Source organism: Nocardiopsis sp. CA-288880 (assembly GCF_050955985.1).
GTDB lineage: Bacteria > Actinomycetota > Actinomycetes > Streptosporangiales > Streptosporangiaceae > Nocardiopsis > Nocardiopsis tropica.
On sequence record NZ_CP192105.1, the window covers coordinates 2,965,349 to 2,982,283 of the forward strand.

19 protein-coding genes and 1 riboswitch are annotated in these 16,935 nt (G+C 73.5%); of the genes, 13 read left to right on the forward strand and 6 right to left on the reverse strand.

Annotated features, from left to right (window positions below):
• Window positions 1-112: 112 nt before the first annotated feature.
• On the reverse strand, window positions 113-751 hold the full coding sequence (locus ACQPYD_RS12635) for a TetR/AcrR family transcriptional regulator C-terminal domain-containing protein (protein WP_433701163.1): 639 nt from the start codon (window positions 749-751) through the stop codon (window positions 113-115).
• Window positions 752-819: 68 nt separating this feature from the next.
• On the opposite strand from ACQPYD_RS12635, the gene ACQPYD_RS12640 reads away from it, so the two are divergent.
• The 5 genes from ACQPYD_RS12640 to ACQPYD_RS12660 all read left to right on the forward strand — a co-directional run bounded on the left by ACQPYD_RS12640 (window position 820) and on the right by ACQPYD_RS12660 (window position 6,055).
• On the forward strand, window positions 820-1,779 hold the full coding sequence (locus ACQPYD_RS12640; RefSeq protein WP_433701164.1) for a zinc-binding dehydrogenase: 960 nt from the start codon (window positions 820-822) through the stop codon (window positions 1,777-1,779).
• 67 nt (window positions 1,780-1,846) lie between these two features.
• Window positions 1,847-3,046 carry an FAD-dependent monooxygenase gene (locus ACQPYD_RS12645; RefSeq protein ID WP_433701165.1) on the forward strand — a complete coding sequence of 400 codons (1,200 nt, stop codon included), beginning with the start codon at window positions 1,847-1,849 and terminating at the stop codon, window positions 3,044-3,046.
• A 111-nt stretch (window positions 3,047-3,157) separates the two neighbouring features.
• The gene (locus ACQPYD_RS12650; protein ID WP_433701166.1) at window positions 3,158-3,286 is read left to right on the forward strand and encodes a hypothetical protein; all 129 of its coding nucleotides are present in this window, start codon (window positions 3,158-3,160) and stop codon (window positions 3,284-3,286) included.
• Between the two features lie 163 nt (window positions 3,287-3,449).
• Complete coding sequence (locus ACQPYD_RS12655; protein ID WP_433702037.1) at window positions 3,450-4,847, forward strand: MFS transporter; 1,398 nt, start codon at window positions 3,450-3,452, stop codon at window positions 4,845-4,847.
• A 728-nt stretch (window positions 4,848-5,575) separates the two neighbouring features.
• Window positions 5,576-6,055 (forward strand): hypothetical protein, encoded by a 480-nt coding sequence (locus ACQPYD_RS12660; RefSeq protein WP_433701167.1) that lies wholly within the window; start codon window positions 5,576-5,578, stop codon window positions 6,053-6,055.
• 140 nt (window positions 6,056-6,195) lie between these two features.
• On the opposite strand, the gene ACQPYD_RS12665 is transcribed toward ACQPYD_RS12660, so the two are convergent.
• Window positions 6,196-6,408 carry a hypothetical protein gene (locus tag ACQPYD_RS12665; protein WP_433701168.1) on the reverse strand — a complete coding sequence of 71 codons (213 nt, stop codon included), beginning with the start codon at window positions 6,406-6,408 and terminating at the stop codon, window positions 6,196-6,198.
• A gap of 290 nt (window positions 6,409-6,698) precedes the next feature.
• Window positions 6,699-6,765: riboswitch (guanidine-III (ykkC-III) riboswitch) on the forward strand.
• Between the two features lie 12 nt (window positions 6,766-6,777).
• Here ACQPYD_RS12665 and ACQPYD_RS12670 point away from each other — a divergent pair.
• Window positions 6,778-7,092: a DMT family transporter gene (locus ACQPYD_RS12670; protein WP_433701169.1), complete on the forward strand. Its 315-nt coding sequence runs from the start codon at window positions 6,778-6,780 to the stop codon at window positions 7,090-7,092.
• A 1-nt stretch (window position 7,093) separates the two neighbouring features.
• Window positions 7,094-7,432 carry a DMT family transporter gene (locus ACQPYD_RS12675; RefSeq protein WP_433701170.1) on the forward strand — a complete coding sequence of 113 codons (339 nt, stop codon included), beginning with the start codon at window positions 7,094-7,096 and terminating at the stop codon, window positions 7,430-7,432.
• 109 nt (window positions 7,433-7,541) lie between these two features.
• On the opposite strand, the gene ACQPYD_RS12680 is transcribed toward ACQPYD_RS12675, so the two are convergent.
• Window positions 7,542-8,141 carry a TetR/AcrR family transcriptional regulator gene (locus tag ACQPYD_RS12680; RefSeq protein ID WP_433701171.1) on the reverse strand — a complete coding sequence of 200 codons (600 nt, stop codon included), beginning with the start codon at window positions 8,139-8,141 and terminating at the stop codon, window positions 7,542-7,544.
• Between the two features lie 163 nt (window positions 8,142-8,304).
• Between ACQPYD_RS12680 and ACQPYD_RS12685 the strand changes: the two genes are divergently transcribed.
• Entirely contained in the window at window positions 8,305-9,276 is a 972-nt protein-coding gene (locus tag ACQPYD_RS12685; protein ID WP_433702038.1) for an NAD(P)-dependent alcohol dehydrogenase, read from the forward strand.
• 108 nt (window positions 9,277-9,384) lie between these two features.
• On the opposite strand, the gene ACQPYD_RS12690 is transcribed toward ACQPYD_RS12685, so the two are convergent.
• A complete protein-coding gene (locus tag ACQPYD_RS12690; protein ID WP_433701172.1) occupies window positions 9,385-10,446 on the reverse strand; it encodes a hypothetical protein in 1,062 nt (353 codons plus the stop codon).
• A gap of 196 nt (window positions 10,447-10,642) precedes the next feature.
• Between ACQPYD_RS12690 and ACQPYD_RS12695 the strand changes: the two genes are divergently transcribed.
• A complete protein-coding gene (locus ACQPYD_RS12695) occupies window positions 10,643-11,260 on the forward strand; it encodes an ABC transporter ATP-binding protein (RefSeq protein ID WP_433701173.1) in 618 nt (205 codons plus the stop codon).
• Window positions 11,257-12,732 carry a DUF6297 family protein gene (locus ACQPYD_RS12700; protein ID WP_433701174.1) on the forward strand — a complete coding sequence of 492 codons (1,476 nt, stop codon included), beginning with the start codon at window positions 11,257-11,259 and terminating at the stop codon, window positions 12,730-12,732. The genes ACQPYD_RS12695 and ACQPYD_RS12700 overlap by 4 nt, the downstream gene beginning before the upstream one ends.
• Before the next feature lie 66 nt (window positions 12,733-12,798).
• Here ACQPYD_RS12700 and ACQPYD_RS12705 read toward each other — a convergent pair whose 3' ends face one another.
• Window positions 12,799-13,629, reverse strand: a complete 831-nt coding sequence (locus tag ACQPYD_RS12705) for a helix-turn-helix domain-containing protein (RefSeq protein ID WP_433701175.1) — start codon at window positions 13,627-13,629, stop codon at window positions 12,799-12,801.
• 103 nt (window positions 13,630-13,732) lie between these two features.
• Here ACQPYD_RS12705 and ACQPYD_RS12710 point away from each other — a divergent pair, with 103 nt between their 5' ends.
• Window positions 13,733-14,056, forward strand: a complete 324-nt coding sequence (locus ACQPYD_RS12710; protein WP_433701176.1) for a putative quinol monooxygenase — start codon at window positions 13,733-13,735, stop codon at window positions 14,054-14,056.
• Between the two features lie 128 nt (window positions 14,057-14,184).
• Complete coding sequence (locus ACQPYD_RS12715; protein WP_433701177.1) at window positions 14,185-15,213, forward strand: NAD-dependent epimerase/dehydratase family protein; 1,029 nt, start codon at window positions 14,185-14,187, stop codon at window positions 15,211-15,213.
• Between the two features lie 291 nt (window positions 15,214-15,504).
• Here the strand turns inward: ACQPYD_RS12715 and ACQPYD_RS12720 are convergent, their stop codons facing one another.
• Window positions 15,505-15,993 (reverse strand): ATP-binding cassette domain-containing protein, encoded by a 489-nt coding sequence (locus ACQPYD_RS12720; protein ID WP_433701178.1) that lies wholly within the window; start codon window positions 15,991-15,993, stop codon window positions 15,505-15,507.
• A 270-nt stretch (window positions 15,994-16,263) separates the two neighbouring features.
• Here ACQPYD_RS12720 and ACQPYD_RS12725 point away from each other — a divergent pair, with 270 nt between their 5' ends.
• Entirely contained in the window at window positions 16,264-16,929 is a 666-nt protein-coding gene (locus ACQPYD_RS12725; protein ID WP_433701179.1) for a DUF4097 family beta strand repeat-containing protein, read from the forward strand.
• Window positions 16,930-16,935 lie beyond the last annotated feature (6 nt).

Consider the following 16,935-nt stretch of genomic DNA (forward strand, 5'->3'; position numbering starts at 1 on the left):
CGACAGCAGGCCGAGCAGGATGAAGCCGCGGTCGCGGGCAGCCGGCTGTCATCCCGGCGTCGAGCACCTGGTGGAGGCCGTCGAGCCGGCCACGGGCGGTCCAGGGGGCGGGTCAGCTGTCGAAGCGGGCTGCGAGCCCGTCCAGGACGATGCCCAGGTGCCGCTCGAACCGCTGGTCGCCGTCGTCGCGCAGGTGGCCGGCCTCTTTGACCAGCGGGACGTCCGGCCCCAGCCACGCATCGCGCTGGTCGATCGAGTAGCGCGACGGGTCGGTCCCGGCCGACTGCCGCTGTTCCTGTTCCTCGATGACGAAACCGACGACGAAGGCGACGGCCAGGTCGATGGCGTCGTCGGCATCGGCAAGGCCGACTCCTTGCGCGGTCCAGCGCGCGAGCCACGGTTCCTTCATCCGGACCACGTCGGGGTCGGCGATGCGCGTACCGCTGAAGATACGGGCCCCGTCCCGGTGGAGCAGGAACTCCGAGCGCAGGATCCGCGCGTAGGCGGCGAGGTCCTCGCGCCAGCCGTCGGCCGGTGGGAGGGCCGACACCGCGGTGGTGACGCGCCGCATGACGGCGGTGCTCATCTCGTCGAGGAGTTCCTGCTTGTTGCGCATGTGCCAGTACAGGGCGGGCGGGCGCACCTCGAGCCGGGCGGCGAGCGCGCGGACCGTGAGGCCGTCCAAGCCTTTGTCGTCGAGCAGGCTCAGTGCCGCTGTCACGATCTGTTCCCGAGTGATCCCCTTGGCCATGTTGACAGCTTAACAAAGTTCAGGCAGTCTGACCGCACCAAGAACTTAACTTAGTTAAGGACATTCTGATGCGCGCTGCAATCGTCAACGGCCCCGGGGCAACGCCCGTCTGCGCCGAGTTCCCCGACCCCGAGCCGAAGCCGGGGCAGGAGCCGCTCCACCTGGTCGGAGCGGGTCTGCACCATGTCGTGCGCGGGCTGGCATCCGGTCGGCACTACGGCAGCGCCCACGCCTACCCGCTGGTGCCAGGTGTGGACGCGGTGGCCCGTACCGCCGGCGGGAGCCTGGTCTACACGGGCTTCGCCCGTGCGCCCTGGGGCACGATGGCCGAGCGGCTGGTCACGCCGTTCGAGCTGGAGCTGCCGGCCGGGGCCGACCCCCTCGCCGTGGCTGCCGGGATGAACCCGGGCCTGTCCGGCTGGATGGTTCTGACCGCCCGGCGCAAGGAAGCGGGCCGACTCGGCACCGTGCTGGTGCTGGGGGCGACCGGCATGTCCGGCGCCCTGGCGGTGCGGGCTGCGCTGGCACTCGGCGCGGACCGGGTGGTGGCCGCCGGTCGGAACCCGGAGGCGCTGGAGCTACTGCAGGGGCTGGGCGCTCTGCCGGTCTCGCTCGACCACGACGGCCCCGACGCCCTGGCCGCCGCTCTGGCCACGGCCGTCGACCAGGCCCCGCCCACGCTCGTGCTCGACTTCCTCTGGGGCGCGGTCGCCGAAGCAGCCTTCGCCGCCCTGGCCCGTGGCGGCATGAGCGAGGACGCCCCCGAGGTGGCGTACGTGCAGATCGGCTCGCTCGCCGGGGCGCGGGCCGCCGTGCCCGCCGCGCTGCTGCGCAGCCGCCGTATCCGGGTCACGGGCAGCGGCATCGGTTCGGTCTCCAAGGCCGAGCTGCTCGCAGAGGCCCCCGCGGTCATGGCGCACTTCGCCGACGAGACCTTCCAGGCCCCCTACACCGCCTACCCGCTCGACCGGGTCGGCGAAGCCTGGGCACACCAGGGGCGGACCCGCGCCGTCGTCGTCCCGGACTGATCGACCCCGGAGCCGCGCATCCGATGGCTCCGGGCAATCCCGAATCGGCAAGGCGAAGGAGAGCACCATGCAGAAGCGAGCACTGGTCGTGGGACTCGGGATCGCGGGCATGTCCGCGGCGATCGGGTTGCGTGCGGCCGGATGGACCCCGGTGATCGTCGAACGGGCGCCCGAACGACGGCGGGGCGGGTACTTCATCGGACTGCTGCCCGACGGCAGACAGGCCGCCGTCGACCTGGGCATCAGCGAGGACCTGCACGTCCGCAACCCTCCCGACGCCGGTAAGGCGTGGGAGGTGGACCGTGACGGGAGGTCGGCGCCGGGGCTGGGATTCCTGCACCAGCCCGGCCGGCCCGCAGCGGTGGTCCGCGGCGACATCGAGGCCGCGCTCTGGCAGAGCATCGCCGGGGCCGGCGGTGAGCCTGTCGAGGTGCGATTCTCCACGGCGCCCACCGAGATCGACGACGGCGCCGACGACGTCGGGGTGGTGCTCGAGGACGTCGGAGCCGGCCGCGAGTACCGTGAGCGCTTCGACCTGGTGGTGGGCGCCGACGGGATGCGCTCCAGCGTGCGTCGCATGGTCTTCGGCCCGCACGAGGAGTACATGACGAACTGGGACGCGATGATCTGCGCCTTCCAGCTCGACGGGCAGGTGCCGTCCTATGGTGCGCAGGACAGCGTCATCAGTGCCCGCGCAGGGCGTGCGGCCTGGGTGTTCGGGCTGGCCGACCGGGCCCCCACCGCGCTGCTGACCTACCGCACCGCTGACATCGCCGAGCAGTTCACCGGGGACCGGATCGAGCGGCTGCGATCGGTCTTCTCCGGAATGGACGACCCGGTCGTGCGGCACGTCCTGGACGGGCTCGAACGGGCTCCGGAGTTCGTCTTCGACTCGGTGCACCAGGTCAGGATGCCCCGATGGAGCGAGGGCCGGACCGTGTTGGTGGGCGACGCGGCCTGGTGCCTGAACCTGTACTCGGGCATGGGCGCGACCAGCGCCCTGCGCGGCGGCGACGCGCTCGGCAGGGCCCTGCGGGACAACCCGGCCGACCTGCGTGCCGCACTGACCGCCTGGGAGGCGGGGCTGCGTCCCTCGATCCGGGTCCACCAGCGCACCGCACGGATCAAGCAGCAGATGTTCGTCCCCTCCGGCCGGGTCGCCGAGGTGCTTCGCTCGTTCATCCTGCGGTTCGGCGGCGCCCTGCGTCGGCGAAAGCTCGAGAAGGAACGTGCCGCCGCCCCGGTCGGCAGCGGTGCACCGGTGTAGACCGCGGTCCACGACGGCGACGGCGCAGCGGACCGGACCGGCCCGCTCCCGTGCGGACCGGTCGACCAGGTCTGGTGTCGAGACCTGGCCACCGGATCGAGCAGGGGGGCCATGACCGCCGTCTTCGTGCACGGGGCCCGCACCGCCCGGTCGGACGGCCTCGGCCACTGGTGGATGCCGCAGGATCCGGCGGCCGAGGCCGAGGCCACGTGCTCCTTCTGCCCCTTCCACGATTCCTGACCGCCATGTCGTCGGACCCGGTCAGGCCTTCGTGCGGCAGCGCCCCACCGCATGGTCCTAGCCGACGCCCCTTCCCCAACGAAGGAGTTCTGTGGAGAACGACATGAGCACCCCTGCGCCATCGCACAGAGCGCCGCATACGCACTGGAGCCCGCGGTTGGGCGTGCAGATCGTGGCCCTGCTTCTGGCGAACATCGTGGCGGACACGGTCATCGTGGCCCCGCTGCTGGTCCTGCCCCAGGTGCTCGACCACTTCGACACCACCCAGGCGGCCTGGATCAGCTCGAGCGCCATGCTGGCCGGAGCGATGTGGGCGCCGTTGTTCGGCAAGAGCGCCGACGTCCACGGCAAACGCACGATGCTCACGGTCGTACTGCTCATCGCCTGCGGTGGTGCGCTGGTCTGCGTGGCCGCCCCCAACCTCTGGGTCTTCGTCCTGGGCCGGATGATGCAGGGCGCCGCCGTGGCTGCGGTCTTCCTCACCGCCGCCATCGTCCGCGACCTGTGCGCACCGAAGGTCGCGATGCCCGCCGTGGGGGCGGTCACCACGGGGGCCGGATGTCTGGGAATCGGGTTGACCTTCCTGATCGAGGCCATGGCGGGGCAGTTCGGCTTCAAGGCGGTCTTCGCGGCCTCGTCCCTGCTCGCGATCCTCGCAGTCGTCTGCATCCGCGCCGTGGTTCCCGATCACGGTGTCAGGACACCGGGACGCGTCGACGTGGTCGGGGCCCTGCTGCTCGGCGGCGGCCTGACCGCTGTGCTCGGGTACATCAGCCTCGGCTCCGACATCGGGTGGTTCAGCGCGGGGGCGCTCGCCCTGTTCGGCGTCGGAGCGGCGCTGCTGGCCAGGTGGTTCCTGGTGTCCAGCCGGATACCCGAGCCCGTGATCGACGTCAGGAACCTGGGGCGGCCGTTGCTGCTCACCCTCCTGGTCGTCGTGCTCGGCAGCGGTGCGGTGCAGAGCATGGACCAGCTCCTGAGTCTCGTCGCGCAGGTCTCGCCCGACCAGCAGCTCGGCTACGGCCTCGACGCGGCGGGGTCGCTGAGTCTGCTGTTCGGCGTCCCTGGCGTCGGGATCATCGTCGGTGGTCTGGTTTCGGGCTGGGTGGCCGCACGCTTCGACCCCTCCGTCGCCCTGGCCGGAGGCGTCCTGCTGGGAGTCGCGGGCGCCATCGGGATGTTCGCGGGTGTGGCCTCGTTCCCCGCCGCCCTCTGTTTCGGCGTGCTGCTCAACGTCAGCATGGGGGCTCTGACGGCCTCCGGGTTCAACATGGCCGGCGAGCTCACGCCACCGGAGCGTCAGGGCGTGATCGCCAGTATGGTCACCGTCACCAGCGCGATCGGCTCGGTCGCCATGAGTTTCGTCGGCGCCGCCGTGCTGTCCTCGACCGCGGTCGTCGTCGACGGGACCACGGTGAACTCCGCCACCGGGGTGTTCGGCTACATCGCCATCTCCGCGGGGGTCTTCCTGGTCGCCACGGTCCCCGCCTGCCTGCTGCTGGCACAACGGCTCCGTGCGGCGCGCGCCCCCGTCCCCCGGGGCGCTCCCGGTGACGGATGACGTCGGGGCGGCCCCCGCCGTGCGAGGACCTCGGGTACCGGGGCATGCCGTCACGTTCACGGGGTGCGCCGGGAGGTGGTCGAAGCCATGTTCCCTCGACCACGCCGGGGGTTCCTGAGCGGTGAGGTCTTCAGCGGCCTCGGGAGTCCCATGGGCCTGCGGGGGAGCATCACCGCGCCTGAGACGCTCGACCCCGTGGAAATCTGTCGTGCCCCGAGCCGCAAGGGCTACGAGAACCGGCGCGGAAGCGGCCCGGATGCCGTCGCCCCGTTTCGCGAGGGGCGGAAACAGCGGTGGCTTCGTCTTCCGCCGGAGGCGGAAACCCGCTGACCTGTGCGGATATGGTTTCTCTCCGGGGCCGCGAAGATCATTTATGTGAGATCCAATACCCCTTTGCCGGAGGAGGAGGTTTCTCGAAAAACTGCCTACACCCCGGCCTGTGGTTTCCCGAAGTCGGCGCTTCTCTTCGGGTGGTTGCGCCGGGGGTCGGGGATTCCTGTCATCTTGACGCGTGTCACAGGGGGTAGTAATTTTACGAGAAGTCTTCGCCCGGGATCGGTGGAAAAGAAAATCCCTCTCCGCATTGCTCTCCCGGTGGCGCATTTTTCTTTTGTTCCGGCCGGTGTCGATGTTCGGGCGACGTCGGTGTTCGGAGGCGCGGTGCTCGGGCGGTCGCATGTACGAACGGGGCCGTGTCCGGCTGTGGGTTCCTGGCTCGGAGGGAAGGCATGACTGTCGTTGGTACAGGGGCCAGGGTCCTGGGCGGGGGCGGCCTTCATGCCTGCCTGCTTCTCCTGTTTCCTTGGAGCATATCCTCCGACGTGCGCCCCACGATGGCGTTCGCCGCTTTGTCGGCGGCCTATGGGGCACTGCTCCTGATGACGACTCTCCCGAGTCTTGTCGCGTTCGCCATCGAGGTCAGGAGGAGAATTCCCAGGGGCGGCTCGCGGGAATGCAGGGCGACCAGGGCAATCTCCGCCTCCGTGGCCGGGTTATTCTACTTCGCCCTGCCGTTCTCCCTCGTTTTCACCGAGGGATTCACTGCCCTGAACGCGGCGGTGTCCGTGATGGGATTCGCCGTCGGCTTCCTCCTGCACAGGATGTTCTTGCGGCTCAGCTTCGAGGGGTCGTCGCGTACAGCCCTCTTCCCCCTTCTCGCACTGGCGGCCCCCTTCCCGCTTCTCCTGCTGAGGGCATGGCCGTTCTAGCGCTCAGCCCGGAACCCCGTGCCCCGCGGTTCGGTGAGCCGATGGGGCCGAGTCCCCGGGGAGAACGCACGGGTCCGGCGCACAGGGGTGGGGCCCCGCGCGGGGGTGCGCGGGGCCCCGAGGGGGGCGCGGGGGTCCGGTCAGTGGACGAAGAAGCCGTCGAAGCGGCCTCCCTCGCAGATCAGGCCGCTGGGGGAGTCCTCGCTCTCCTCGACGACGCCTCCGCCCTCCACGCACATCTCCTCCGTGATGTACTCGGCCCCGGGGGGCGGTGGCGGTGCGGCCGCCGCGGGGGCGGCCGACGCCGTGAGGGCGGCGGCGGTCAGGGCGAGGGCGGCGAAGAGGATGCGCATCGGTTTCCTCTGAGCGTGTCGAGCGGGGTGCCTACGCCACAGGGATCCCCCGCTCCCGGGCCTGAAAACCCTGTGAACTGCTGAGACGCGAAGACGGGCGCGGCATATCGCCACCAAGGGCCACGAGTCGCCCCCGACCTGGTGGCCAGGTCGGCGGCGGCAGCCGGGCGCCCCACGGGGCGGAGGGCCCCGGACCGGTCCCGGTGCGCGTGATCTCGTCACGGGTTCCCGAGGGGACGTGTCGTGACGACCCTCACGGCACCGGCCTGGGACGATGTTGTACGTTGGGGTCGAGACCCGCTCCTCGGGTCAGCGGACGAGGGAGCCGTACCCGCGCCACGACAAGACGGCCTCGAAAGGGGCTTGTCCATGGCATGGTTCGTTCTCGTCGTCTCCGGGGTACTGGAGGCCGTCTGGGCCACCGCCCTGGGCGCGTCGAAGGGTTTCTCCCGATGGCGCCCCACAGTCCTGTTCGCCGTCGCCCTGGTCGCGAGCATGGCGGGTCTGGCCTGGGCCATGACCTCGCTGCCGACCGGCACGGCCTACGCCGTCTGGGTGGGCATCGGCGCCACGCTCACCGTCCTGTGGGGGTTCCTCACCGGCAAGGACCGCGCCACCTGGGGCAAGTCCCTGCTCCTGGTGCTGCTCATCGGTTCGATCATCGGTCTCAAGGCGGTGAGCTGACATGCCGTGGATCATCCTGCTCATCAGCGCGGTGTTCGAGGCCGTGTGGGCCACCGCCCTGGGCATGTCCGACGGGTTCAGCGAACCCGGCCCGACCGTCGTGTTCCTCGTGGCACTGGCGATCAGCATGGTCGGCCTGGGCTGGGCGGCCAAGCACATCCCCATCGGCACCGCCTACGCGGTCTGGGTCGGCCTCGGCGCGGCGCTGACCGTGTTCTACGCGATGTTCACCGGCGGAGAGAGCGTCTCGGCGCTCAAGATCGTCTTCCTCGCCGGGATCATCGCCGCGGTCGTGGGCCTGAAGCTGGTACCGGAGAAGTCCGCACCGGCCCCCGAGTAGCCTCCGGGGCCGCGGGACACGTCGGAGGCCCCCGGCGCGACGTCGTGTCGCGCCGGGGGCCTCTCCGCGTGCGGAAGGCCCGTCGCGGCCCGGCGGCCCCAAGGGCGCCTCAGGCGGCGAAGGAGGCCAGGAGGTGGCTGACCAGCCGCTGCGCGCGGCGGTGGGGTTCGGCGGACGCGGCCAGACCGCCGACCGCCTCGAACAGCATCTCCACGTCGTCGGTGGTGATCCCGGCCCGCACGACCCCGGCCCCCCGGGCGCGGTCCAGCACCGCCGCCAGCTTCTCCCGGCCCTCGCGGGCGTGCCGTTCGGCGTGGGAGGGGAACCGTGCCGCGAACTCCGGTGAGCACACACGGCCCTCCACCTGGAGGATGGAGCAGCGCCGCAGCGCGTACTCCATGCCGCGCCAGGGGTCGGCATGGGCCAGGGCCGCGTCGAACACCTTCCCGTACTGCGCGGCCGAGTCCGCGAAGAGCTCCATGACCAGGGCGTCCTTGGTGGGAAAACGCCGGTAGAGCGTGGCCGTGCCCACCCCGGAGCGCCGGGCGACGACCGCCATCGGCAGGTCCAGGCCGCGCTCGCGGAAGCACTCGTGGGCGGCCCGCAGGATGCGTCGGCGGTTGTCCTCGGCGTCGCGCCGCATCGGCGGCAGCGCCGGGCGGTCCCGGTCCGTGGCCGGCGCCGGTGCGCCGATCCGAGAAGTCCCCATGTCCCCGTCTCTCACTTGTGTCCCCGGGGCCATCACGGCGCGGCCCCGGTGCGTTGGTCGGGGAGTCGGCACAGGCCGCGCACCGCCCCCGGCGTTCGTAGCGGGGAACCGCGGTGCGCTGCCGGCCATTCCCGTCAACGAGGAGAGGTTCACCGTGAACACCATGCGCGCTGTCCGCTACGAGCGGTTCGGTCCGCCCGACGTCCTGACGATCGACCGGGTGCCCGTCCCCGAACCGGGGCCGGGGGAGGTGCTCGTGCGGGTCCACGCCGCGAGCGTGGGCGGAGGGGAGACCGAGATCCGCGCGGGCAGCCTCCGCCGGGTCATGGGTTCGCGCATGCCCCGCGGCCTCGGCGTCGACTTCTCGGGGAGGGTGTCGGGCGTGGGACCCGGGGTCGACCCCGCGCGGGTGGGGGAGGAGGTGCTGGGAATCCTTCCGCACATGGGGTTCGGGAGCACGGCCGACTTCGTCGCGGTCCCGCAGGAGAGGGTCGTGGCGGCCCCGGCCGGCCTCGACCCGGCCGGGGCGGCGGCGCTCCCGGCCTCGGGGACCACGGTCCTGACCGCCCTGGTGGAGAAGGCGCGCCTGCGCGAGGGGGAGCGGCTGCTGGTGCGCGGGGCCTCCGGAGGGGTCGGCAGCACGGCGGTGCAGGTCGGCCGGGCCCTGGGGGCGCACGTCACCGGCCTGGCCGGGCGGCGCAACCTCGACTGGGTCCGCGACCTGGGCGCCCACGAGGTGTTCGACCACCGTGAGACCGGGCCCGCGGACCTGGGCCGGTTCGACGTCGTCCTCGACGTGGTGGGCTCCGAGCCGGGCGCCTACCGGAGGCTGCGCGCCCCGGGGGGCCGCTACCTCCCGCTGGCCATCGACCCCCGGCGCCCCCTGAGGTCGACCGCCGACACCCTCTGGTCCGCCGCGGTGGGCCGCCGCAAAGTCCTGCCCTTCAGCAACAACCCCTCACGCGAGGACCTGACCGAACTCGTCCGGTACGTCGAGTCGGGCCGCCTCGTGCCCGTGGTGGACGAGGTGTTCCCGGTGGAGAGGGTGCGTGATGCCCACCGGAGGGTGGAGAAGGGCGGGCTGCGCGGCAAGGTCGTGGTGTCGATGGGCGAGGACCCCGGCCCGCGGGGCTGACGGGCCGGTCCCGGGCGGGCCCGGCCCGCCCGGGACCGCCCGCGCCGCGGCTCCCGGGGCGACGCCCCGCCCCGGACCCGTTCCGGGGCGGGCGGGTCGACGGCGGCGTCAGCGCCCGGCCGTGTCCGGGAACGGGCCGGACAACCGCGACCGTCCCACCGCGAGGTAGAAGGGGGAGGGCACGACCGGGGCCCGTCCGCGCAGGAGGCGGCGCAGGTTGAAGGCGGGCCACTTCGGAGCGGCCCTGACGGCCGTGTACGTCAGCACGGCGCCGTCCGCTCCCTCCAGGGCGTGCAGCGCCGGACCGTAGACGCCGCGCGCCATCCACGCGGGAACGTCCGGCCTGTCCGTGTCCAGCACCCGGACCGGGGCCGTCCAGTCGGCGCGGACGGGGCTCGGCTCGGGGGCCGTGGCGACCCAGAGGCCCTGGTCGGGGAAGCGCGGAGTGTTGTGCAGGTTCGCCCCCCTCGCCAGCACCATGACCCAGCGGTCGCCCACGCGGTGGACGGCGTTGTCGAAGAAGCCCTCGTCGGGACCGGCGAAGACCCGCGGGGCCGACCACGCGATCCCGTCGGCGCTCTCGGCGACCCTGAGCTCGTAGTCGGGCAGCTCGCCCGGTCCGATCTCGTTCGGGTCGGCCTGGAACCACATCACGTAGCGGCCCCGGTGGTGGACGACGAGCGGTTCGAGCACGCTCGTCCGCGGTGCGGTGCCGCGCAGGACGGGCTCGTCGCGGCGCTCCCACCGCCCCCCGCGCTGCTCCAGGACCCCGATCGCGTAGCCGCTCCGTGGGCCGTACTGCCTGGCCGTCGCGCGACCGGTGTAGTAGATGCGCGCGGGTCGGCCGTCGACGGCGGGCACGTACGAGGGCGTGTGCATCCCCGCGCGGTCCCACCCGTCGCGGGGAGGGTCCGCGACGACCGGCCTCGCCCGGCCGCGCGCGTCGGCGTCGATCAGCCACCGCTCGGAGCCCATGCCCCCGCCGGGGGTCGGACGGGCCAGGTAGATCCGGTTGCGGAACGTCGTGGAGAAGCCGCCCAGGAACATCGTCGCGACACCGTCGACCATGTGGAGGTCCGGGTCGCCGACGCCGAGCAGGCCGCGCGGCATCGGCCCGTCGACCATGTCCCACAGCGCCGTCGCCCGACCTGGTCCGTCGATGGAGAACACGTCTACCTCCGGGAATCGAACACGCCGAACGGCGCGGACTCCCCCGGGGCTCAGGTAGGTCGTTGCCCCGAGGCTAACAGCGCCGAGCGGCGGGGTACAGGGGGCGGAGCGCCTCCCGGGGGACCGCTGGAGCGGGGGCTCACGGCGGCCGAGGGCACCGGCCGGACGCGTCGGCCCCACACCCTAGGCTGGGCCGGTGAGCGAACCGATCATCGTGGCCCGTGGTGTGGATGTGGAACTGGGCGGCGTCCCGGTCCTGAGCGGGGTCGACCTCACGGTCGAGCCCGGGGAGGTGGTGGCGGTGCTCGGCGCCAACGGCGTCGGGAAGACCACCCTGCTGCGCTGCCTCGCGGGGCTGCAGCGCGCCTCGGGCAGCGTGAGCGTGCTGGGCCGACCGCCCGTGGACGAGCCCGGCTTCTGGCGCGAGGTCGCCCTGGTCGGCGACGAGCCCACCTGGTACCCCGGGCTGTCCGTGCGGGAGCACCTGGAGCTGATGCGCGGCGTGCACGGACCGGGGCGGCTGGAGGTGGGGGCGGCCCTGGACCTGTTCGAGCTGGGCGGCTGCGCCGACCGGGCCCCGTCGTCGCTGTCGACCGGGCAGCGCCAGCGGCTGTCCCTGGCCATGGCGCTGCTGCGCCCCAGCAGGCTGCTGCTGCTGGACGAGCCGGAGCGCGGGCTCGACGCGGCCTTCCGGGAACGGCTCGCGGGGCTGCTCGCCGTCTACGCCGACGACGGCGGGACGGTGGTCATGGTGACGCACGACCCCCGGTTCGCCGAGGACGCCCGGCACATCGCCCTGGAGGCCGCCGCGTGAACGGCGTGGCGCAGGTCCGGGCGTTGGTACGGGCCGGGGACCGCGGCCGCCGCACCTGGTCCGACCGGTACATCACCCTGTTCGGCCTGGGACTGCTGGTGGTCCTCGCGGCCCCGGCGGTCGGCCGGGCGGTGTCGGAGGTGCCCGCCGGAGTCGACCCGGCGCGGGCGGGCGCGGGCCTGGCCCTGGTCGCGCTGCTGCTGGCCGGCGCGCTGGTCCTCGCGCGCGGGCTCGGGCCCGTGGCGGTGTCGGCCGCGGACGCGGCGTGGCTGCTGCTCTCGCCGCTGCCGCGCCGGAGCGTGCTGACCCGCACGGCGGTGGTCCTGGCCGCGCTGTGCGCCGCGTTCGGCGCTGTCCTCGGCCTGGTGCTGTTGAGCGCCCTCGGTGCCTCCGACGAGCTGACGCTGCGGCTGTTCGCGTCCCTGGTCACGGGCGTCGCGTGGACGCTGGGCGGCACGGCTGCGGCCGTCCTGGCCCAGGCGTTCCAGCCCTGGGACGGTCGGCTGGTCGCGACGGTGGCCGTCCTCGTGGTCGCGGGGGCCGCCGCGGTGGTCATGAGCGCCGGACCCGGGCAGAGCGTGCTCACCGGCATCGCGTCGGCGCCCCCGGCGGCGTGGACGGCGACGGCCACCGCGTCCGCCGCCGTGGCCGCCGGCCTCACGGCACGGGCCTGGGCGGCCCTCGCGCGCATCCCGGCCCGCGCGGTGCTGGAGGCCTCGCGGCGGGTGGGGTTCGCGGCGGGCGCGTTCGTCGTCATGGACCCGGGTTCGCTGACCCTGGTCGCCGAGGACGCCCACTGGCGGTCGAGGGTCCTGAGGTCGCGCCCGTGGCCGTCGCGGCTGCGCGGCGCGGCGGCGGTGGCCTGGCTGGACTGGCGGCGGCTGGCGCGGCGGCCGGGACGGCTCGCGCTGATGGCGGCCGCGGCCGCCCTGCCCGTGCTGGCGGAGCGTGCGGGCGGCGGCGCGACGGCGGTGCTCGCCGTGCTCGCCGCGGGTGCGCTCGCGGTCGCCGCGGCGGGGACCGCCGGGGCGCGCCGGGACGCCGGGGACGCCTCGCTCGCGCGGCTGCTGGGCACGGGCCCGCGCGCGCTCCTCGCTGCGCGGTCGGTGCTGCCCGCCCTGCTCGGCGGCTCCTGGCTGGCCCTCGCGCTGGCGGGACTGGACGTCGCGGGCGACGGCGCCGGACTCTGGCCCCTGGGACTGCTGTGCGCGCCGGCGCTGGCGGCGGGGGCGCTGCGGATGGCGCGCCGCAGTCCCATCGAGCACGCGATGCCGGCCGTGGACACGCCCCTGGGCCCGGTGCCGCTCGGTCCGCTGGTGTGGGCGCTGGCCGGGGCCGACGTCGCCGTGCTCGGATGCCTGCCCGCGCTCGTGGCGGTCGCCGCCGGGGTGACCGGGCCGCTGTTCGCGGCGCAGGCGGTGTGGGGCGCGGCGGTGCTGGCGGCCTACTGCGCCGCCCCGGGGCGGGCGTAGGGGCGCCGCCCCGGGCCGCCCCGGGCCGCGCCGGTCCGGGGCCCGCACGGCGGCCGGACCGGCGGGTCAGCTTCTGGAGGCCATGTCCTGGATGCCGATGGCGGCCAGGAGATCGAGCCTGTTCCTGGCGTCCGCGTCGCGCGGGGTGTCCACCACGATGCGGAGGTTCGTGCTCTGGGTGGTGAGCACATCGGATTCGATGGCGATGTCCCCCACGTCCGGATGGGCGACGATCTTGTGCGCGCCCTGGTGGTCGCCCACGGACCGGAGCGCCCAGAGCTCACGGAACCGGTGACCGCGGTTCAGCCTGGCGACCAGCGCCCTGACGTCGGGGTCGTCCGGGTACCGGCTCGTCGTGGCGCGCAGGTCGGCGACCAGCGACTCCTCGAACGCGGCCCGCTCCCCGGGGGTCTGCCGGATCCGGGTCGCCCCGCCCTCGAACTGGGAGAGCAGGGCGTTGCGCTCGTCCTCGCCCTGCCTGGTGGGATCGCCGAAGGTCGCCGCGAACAGCGGGTTCCAGTGCAACAGCTGCCAGGCGGCGTCGCACACCGCCACCGGGCTGTCGGCGAGCCGCTCCACGATCCGGTGCACGCCGGCGGGGACCAGCCGGGGAACACGGTCAGGGTCCGCGGCGTGGCCGGCCAGGCGCAGGAGATGGGCCTGTTCGTCGTCGGACAGCCGGAGGGCGCGGGCGAGCGCCGAGCAGACCTGTGCCGACGGCGTCGCCGCCCGGCCCTGTTCGAGCCGCACCACGTACTCGACGGAGATCCCGGCCAGGTGCGCCAGTTCGCCCCGCCGCAAGCCGGCGACCCGCCGGGGGGAGTGGTGGGGCAGTCCGACGGCGCCGGGGTCGAGCCGATCCCGCCAGGACCGCAGTGCGACACCGAGTTCGTTCATGGCGGCCATCCTCCCGCATACCCGGCCGCCGTGCGTGGTACCGGCTGTACCAGGAAGGCCTGTGGCTTCCACGGGACCCGCCCGCAGGCCCACCATCGATCCCATGGACAACACACCTGACCGCTATGTCACCGTGCTCCTGGAGGTCCGGGCGAAGCCCGGCAGGGAGGACGAGCTGAAGGCGTTCATCGCCGGCACCGTCACCGCGTCCCGCAACGACCCGGGCAACATCGACTACGAGCCCCACGAGGTGGAGGGCAGGCCGGGCACCTTCGTCGTCTTCGAGCGCTGGGACACGCACGAGGCCTTCGAGGGCCACCTGAAGGCCCCCCGGCGCCGGGAGCTGGCGCCCCGGCTCATGGAGCTGCTGGACGGGGAGGCCGACGACGGGGTCCGCTTCCTGCGGCCGTTCCGTCCGGCGGAGTAGGGGATCCGGCCGCCGGGCGGGAACGCCCGTCGGCCGTCCCGCCCGCGTCCCCCCGCGCGGTCCCCCGCGCACGCGGCGCACACCGGATCGACCTGCGACACAGCCATTGACGGAGAACGGGAACTGGCATGGACATCTTTCTCACCGGCGGCAGCGGTTTCGTCGGACAGCACACCATCACCCGCCTGATCGCCGACGGCCACGCCGTGTGGGCGCTGGCCCGCAGCCCCGAGGCAGCGCAGCGGGTGGAGCGGGCCGGGGCGACGCCCGTCCCCGGCGACCTCGCCGACCTGCGCGGGCCGGATCACCGCTCCGGCGGCGCTCCCACGGGAACGCCGCGCCCGGCGCCGGACTGGCTGGCCGTCCTGGACCGGTGCGGAGCGGTGATCCACTCGGCCGCCCGCATGGAGTTCTGGGGGCCGGACGCCGGGTTCGAGCGGGACAACCACCGGCCGACCGTCGCCCTGTTCAGCGCCGCGGCCTCCGCCGGCGTCGAACGGTTCGTGCTCATCAGCGCCGCCGCCGTGTCGACCGACCGGCGCCGCACGCCCGAGGTGGTCTCCGAGGAGACGCCGACCGGTCGGCCGATCATCGCGTACGGGCGGGTCAAGCTCGCGACCGAGCGGGCCCTGGCGCGCACCGCCACACCGGGGATGACGCTGGTCACGCTGCGCCCGCCGTTCATCTGGGGAAGGGGGATGACCACGCTGCGCGACTCGGCGGCCGCGGCCGCCGCCGGACAGTTCGCCTGGATCGACGGCGGGCGCCACGTCATGGACTTCGTCCACGTCGACAACCTCGCGGCCGCGACGGCGGCCGCGCTGAGCCGTGGCCGCGACCGCGGGGTCTACTACGTCACCGACGGCGCTCCGATGCCGATCCGGGACTTCTTCACCCAGGTCCTGGAGACCGCGGGCGCCGATGTCAGCGGCGCCCGCAGCGTCCCGCTCGCGGTCGCCTCGCCGGTCGCCGGGGTCCTCGACCGGACATGGCGGCTGCTGCGCCGCCCCACCCCGCCGCCGCTGTACGACTGGATGATCGCCATCATGGGGCGCGACCGCAGCTACGACATCACCCGGGCCCGCGCCGAGCTGGACTACCGGCCGGGCGTGAGCTTCTCGGCCGGACTGGACGGTCTGCGCGCGTCCGTCCGGTAGCCACCGCGCCGTCCCGCTCCCCGCGCACGGGCGCGGTCCGCGACGCCCGGCACGGCGCAGGCGCTCCCCCGCGGGGGTGCCGGGGGCACCCGCGCCCGGGGCCCCGGCGTTCCGGCACGCCGTGCCGGGGGCGCGGGTCCGCCGAGCCGGGGCTTCTTCACCCCGGTCCTGGAGACCGCGGGCACCGATGTCAGCCGCGCCTGCCGCCGCGGGCCGTCCGTGATCCGCCGCCGCATCACCGCCCGCGGGCAGGTCGGCCCGGGGGCCGGCGGCGGTCACCGGGCGCGGCGCTCACCGGTTCCTCCGCGCGTGGCCGAGGGCGAGCACGCAGGCCGCGAACCCCGCGGCGACGAGCGCGACCAGGACGACCGCCGCGAGCGGCCCCTCGGTGGGGGCGGTCCCGGCCTCCACCTGGCGCGCGGCGTCGATGACGTACGTGAGCGGGTTGACCGTCGCGATCGCCCGCATCCAGCCGGAGAGCTCCTCCACGGGGGCGAACACGCCCGTGAAGAGCGCGTTGGACTGGGGCGTCAGCCCGATCAGGCGGCGCGCCTCCCGGGTATGGGCCACGACGTCGCGGCCCTCCACCACGACCGTTCCCGAGGTCGGCGTGCGCAGGGTCGAGACGATCTCCAGCAGTGTGGACTTCCCCGCCCCGTTGGGGCCGAGGACGACCGTGCGGCTGCCCCGCCGGACCTCGAGGGAGACGCCGGTGAGGACCGGGTGCTTCCCGTAGGACTTCCTGAGGCCGGTCACCGCGACCGAGGTGTGTTCGAGCATGGGCATCAATCTACCTACCGTTAGGTAGGGCGGCAAGCCCGATGTCTTCCGGCCGGGGGCGCCATAGCGTTCGTTTTCCATCCATTGCAATGTATGGCACGGAGATGTTGCGTTAGATTCAAAACCAAAGCAACGATTTCACGGAAACTGCCTGCGGATATGGGCTTTTCTCGCAACGAAGATGTTGCCTACTATGCGAATGCAACGTAGCTTTTCCTTCATCGGAAACAGCGGGTCGCAAGGATCCGCCGCACGAGGAGGACAAACACGATGCACACGTTCACCACCCCCGCCCCCGTCACCGCCGTCCTGGACGTCCCCGGTGCCCACATCGGCCTCACCGCCGCCGACCGCGCCGACACCACCGTCGAGGTCCTGCCCGCCGACCCCGCCAGGAGCCGCGACGTCAAGGCCGCCGAGCGCACCGCCGTGGACCTCGCCGACGGGGTCCTGAGCATCCGGACCGCGCCCGCCGAGAACCGGATCCTGGGCGACACCGGCTCCGTTCGGGTCGCCGTCCACCTGCCCGCCGGCTCGGCCCTGCGGGCCAAGGCCGCCGACACCCGGCTGCACAGCACCGGACGCCTGGGCGAGGTCACCCTCGACGCCGCCCGCGCCACGGTCGAACTCGACCACACCGCCGAGGCCCGCCTCACCCTCCTGGCCGGCGACGTCTCACTGGCCCGCCTCGAAGGCTCCGCCCGGATCAGCACCTCCAAGGGCGACATCGCCGTCACCGAGGCCGTGCGCGGCACCGTCGAGCTGAGCACCGAGTCCGGAAGCATCTCGATCGGCGCAGCCCCCGGCGTCTCGGCCTCCCTGGACGCCGGCACCCCCTACGGCCGTATCCACAACGCCCTCAGGAACGACGGCGCCCCCGACCTGCACATCCGCGCCACCACCGCCCACGGCGACATCACCGCCCGCAGCCTGTAGCACGAC

What these genes read in the sequence shown, in the direction of transcription:
- ACQPYD_RS12635 (WP_433701163.1), bottom strand. Translation starts at nt 751, where the DNA reads ATGGCCAAGGGGATCACTCGGGAACAGATCGTGACAGCGGCACTGAGC.
- ACQPYD_RS12640 (WP_433701164.1), top strand. Translation starts at nt 820, where the DNA reads ATGCGCGCTGCAATCGTCAACGGCCCCGGGGCAACGCCCGTCTGCGCC.
- ACQPYD_RS12645 (WP_433701165.1), top strand. Translation starts at nt 1,847, where the DNA reads ATGCAGAAGCGAGCACTGGTCGTGGGACTCGGGATCGCGGGCATGTCC.
- ACQPYD_RS12650 (WP_433701166.1), top strand. Translation starts at nt 3,158, where the DNA reads ATGACCGCCGTCTTCGTGCACGGGGCCCGCACCGCCCGGTCGGACGGC.
- ACQPYD_RS12660 (WP_433701167.1), top strand. Translation starts at nt 5,576, where the DNA reads ATGACTGTCGTTGGTACAGGGGCCAGGGTCCTGGGCGGGGGCGGCCTT.
- ACQPYD_RS12665 (WP_433701168.1), bottom strand. Translation starts at nt 6,408, where the DNA reads ATGCGCATCCTCTTCGCCGCCCTCGCCCTGACCGCCGCCGCCCTCACG.
- ACQPYD_RS12670 (WP_433701169.1), top strand. Translation starts at nt 6,778, where the DNA reads ATGGCATGGTTCGTTCTCGTCGTCTCCGGGGTACTGGAGGCCGTCTGG.
- ACQPYD_RS12675 (WP_433701170.1), top strand. Translation starts at nt 7,094, where the DNA reads ATGCCGTGGATCATCCTGCTCATCAGCGCGGTGTTCGAGGCCGTGTGG.
- ACQPYD_RS12680 (WP_433701171.1), bottom strand. Translation starts at nt 8,141, where the DNA reads ATGGGGACTTCTCGGATCGGCGCACCGGCGCCGGCCACGGACCGGGAC.
- ACQPYD_RS12685 (WP_433702038.1), top strand. Translation starts at nt 8,305, where the DNA reads ATGCGCGCTGTCCGCTACGAGCGGTTCGGTCCGCCCGACGTCCTGACG.
- ACQPYD_RS12705 (WP_433701175.1), bottom strand. Translation starts at nt 13,629, where the DNA reads ATGAACGAACTCGGTGTCGCACTGCGGTCCTGGCGGGATCGGCTCGAC.
- ACQPYD_RS12710 (WP_433701176.1), top strand. Translation starts at nt 13,733, where the DNA reads ATGGACAACACACCTGACCGCTATGTCACCGTGCTCCTGGAGGTCCGG.
- ACQPYD_RS12715 (WP_433701177.1), top strand. Translation starts at nt 14,185, where the DNA reads ATGGACATCTTTCTCACCGGCGGCAGCGGTTTCGTCGGACAGCACACC.
- ACQPYD_RS12720 (WP_433701178.1), bottom strand. Translation starts at nt 15,993, where the DNA reads ATGCTCGAACACACCTCGGTCGCGGTGACCGGCCTCAGGAAGTCCTAC.
- ACQPYD_RS12725 (WP_433701179.1), top strand. Translation starts at nt 16,264, where the DNA reads ATGCACACGTTCACCACCCCCGCCCCCGTCACCGCCGTCCTGGACGTC.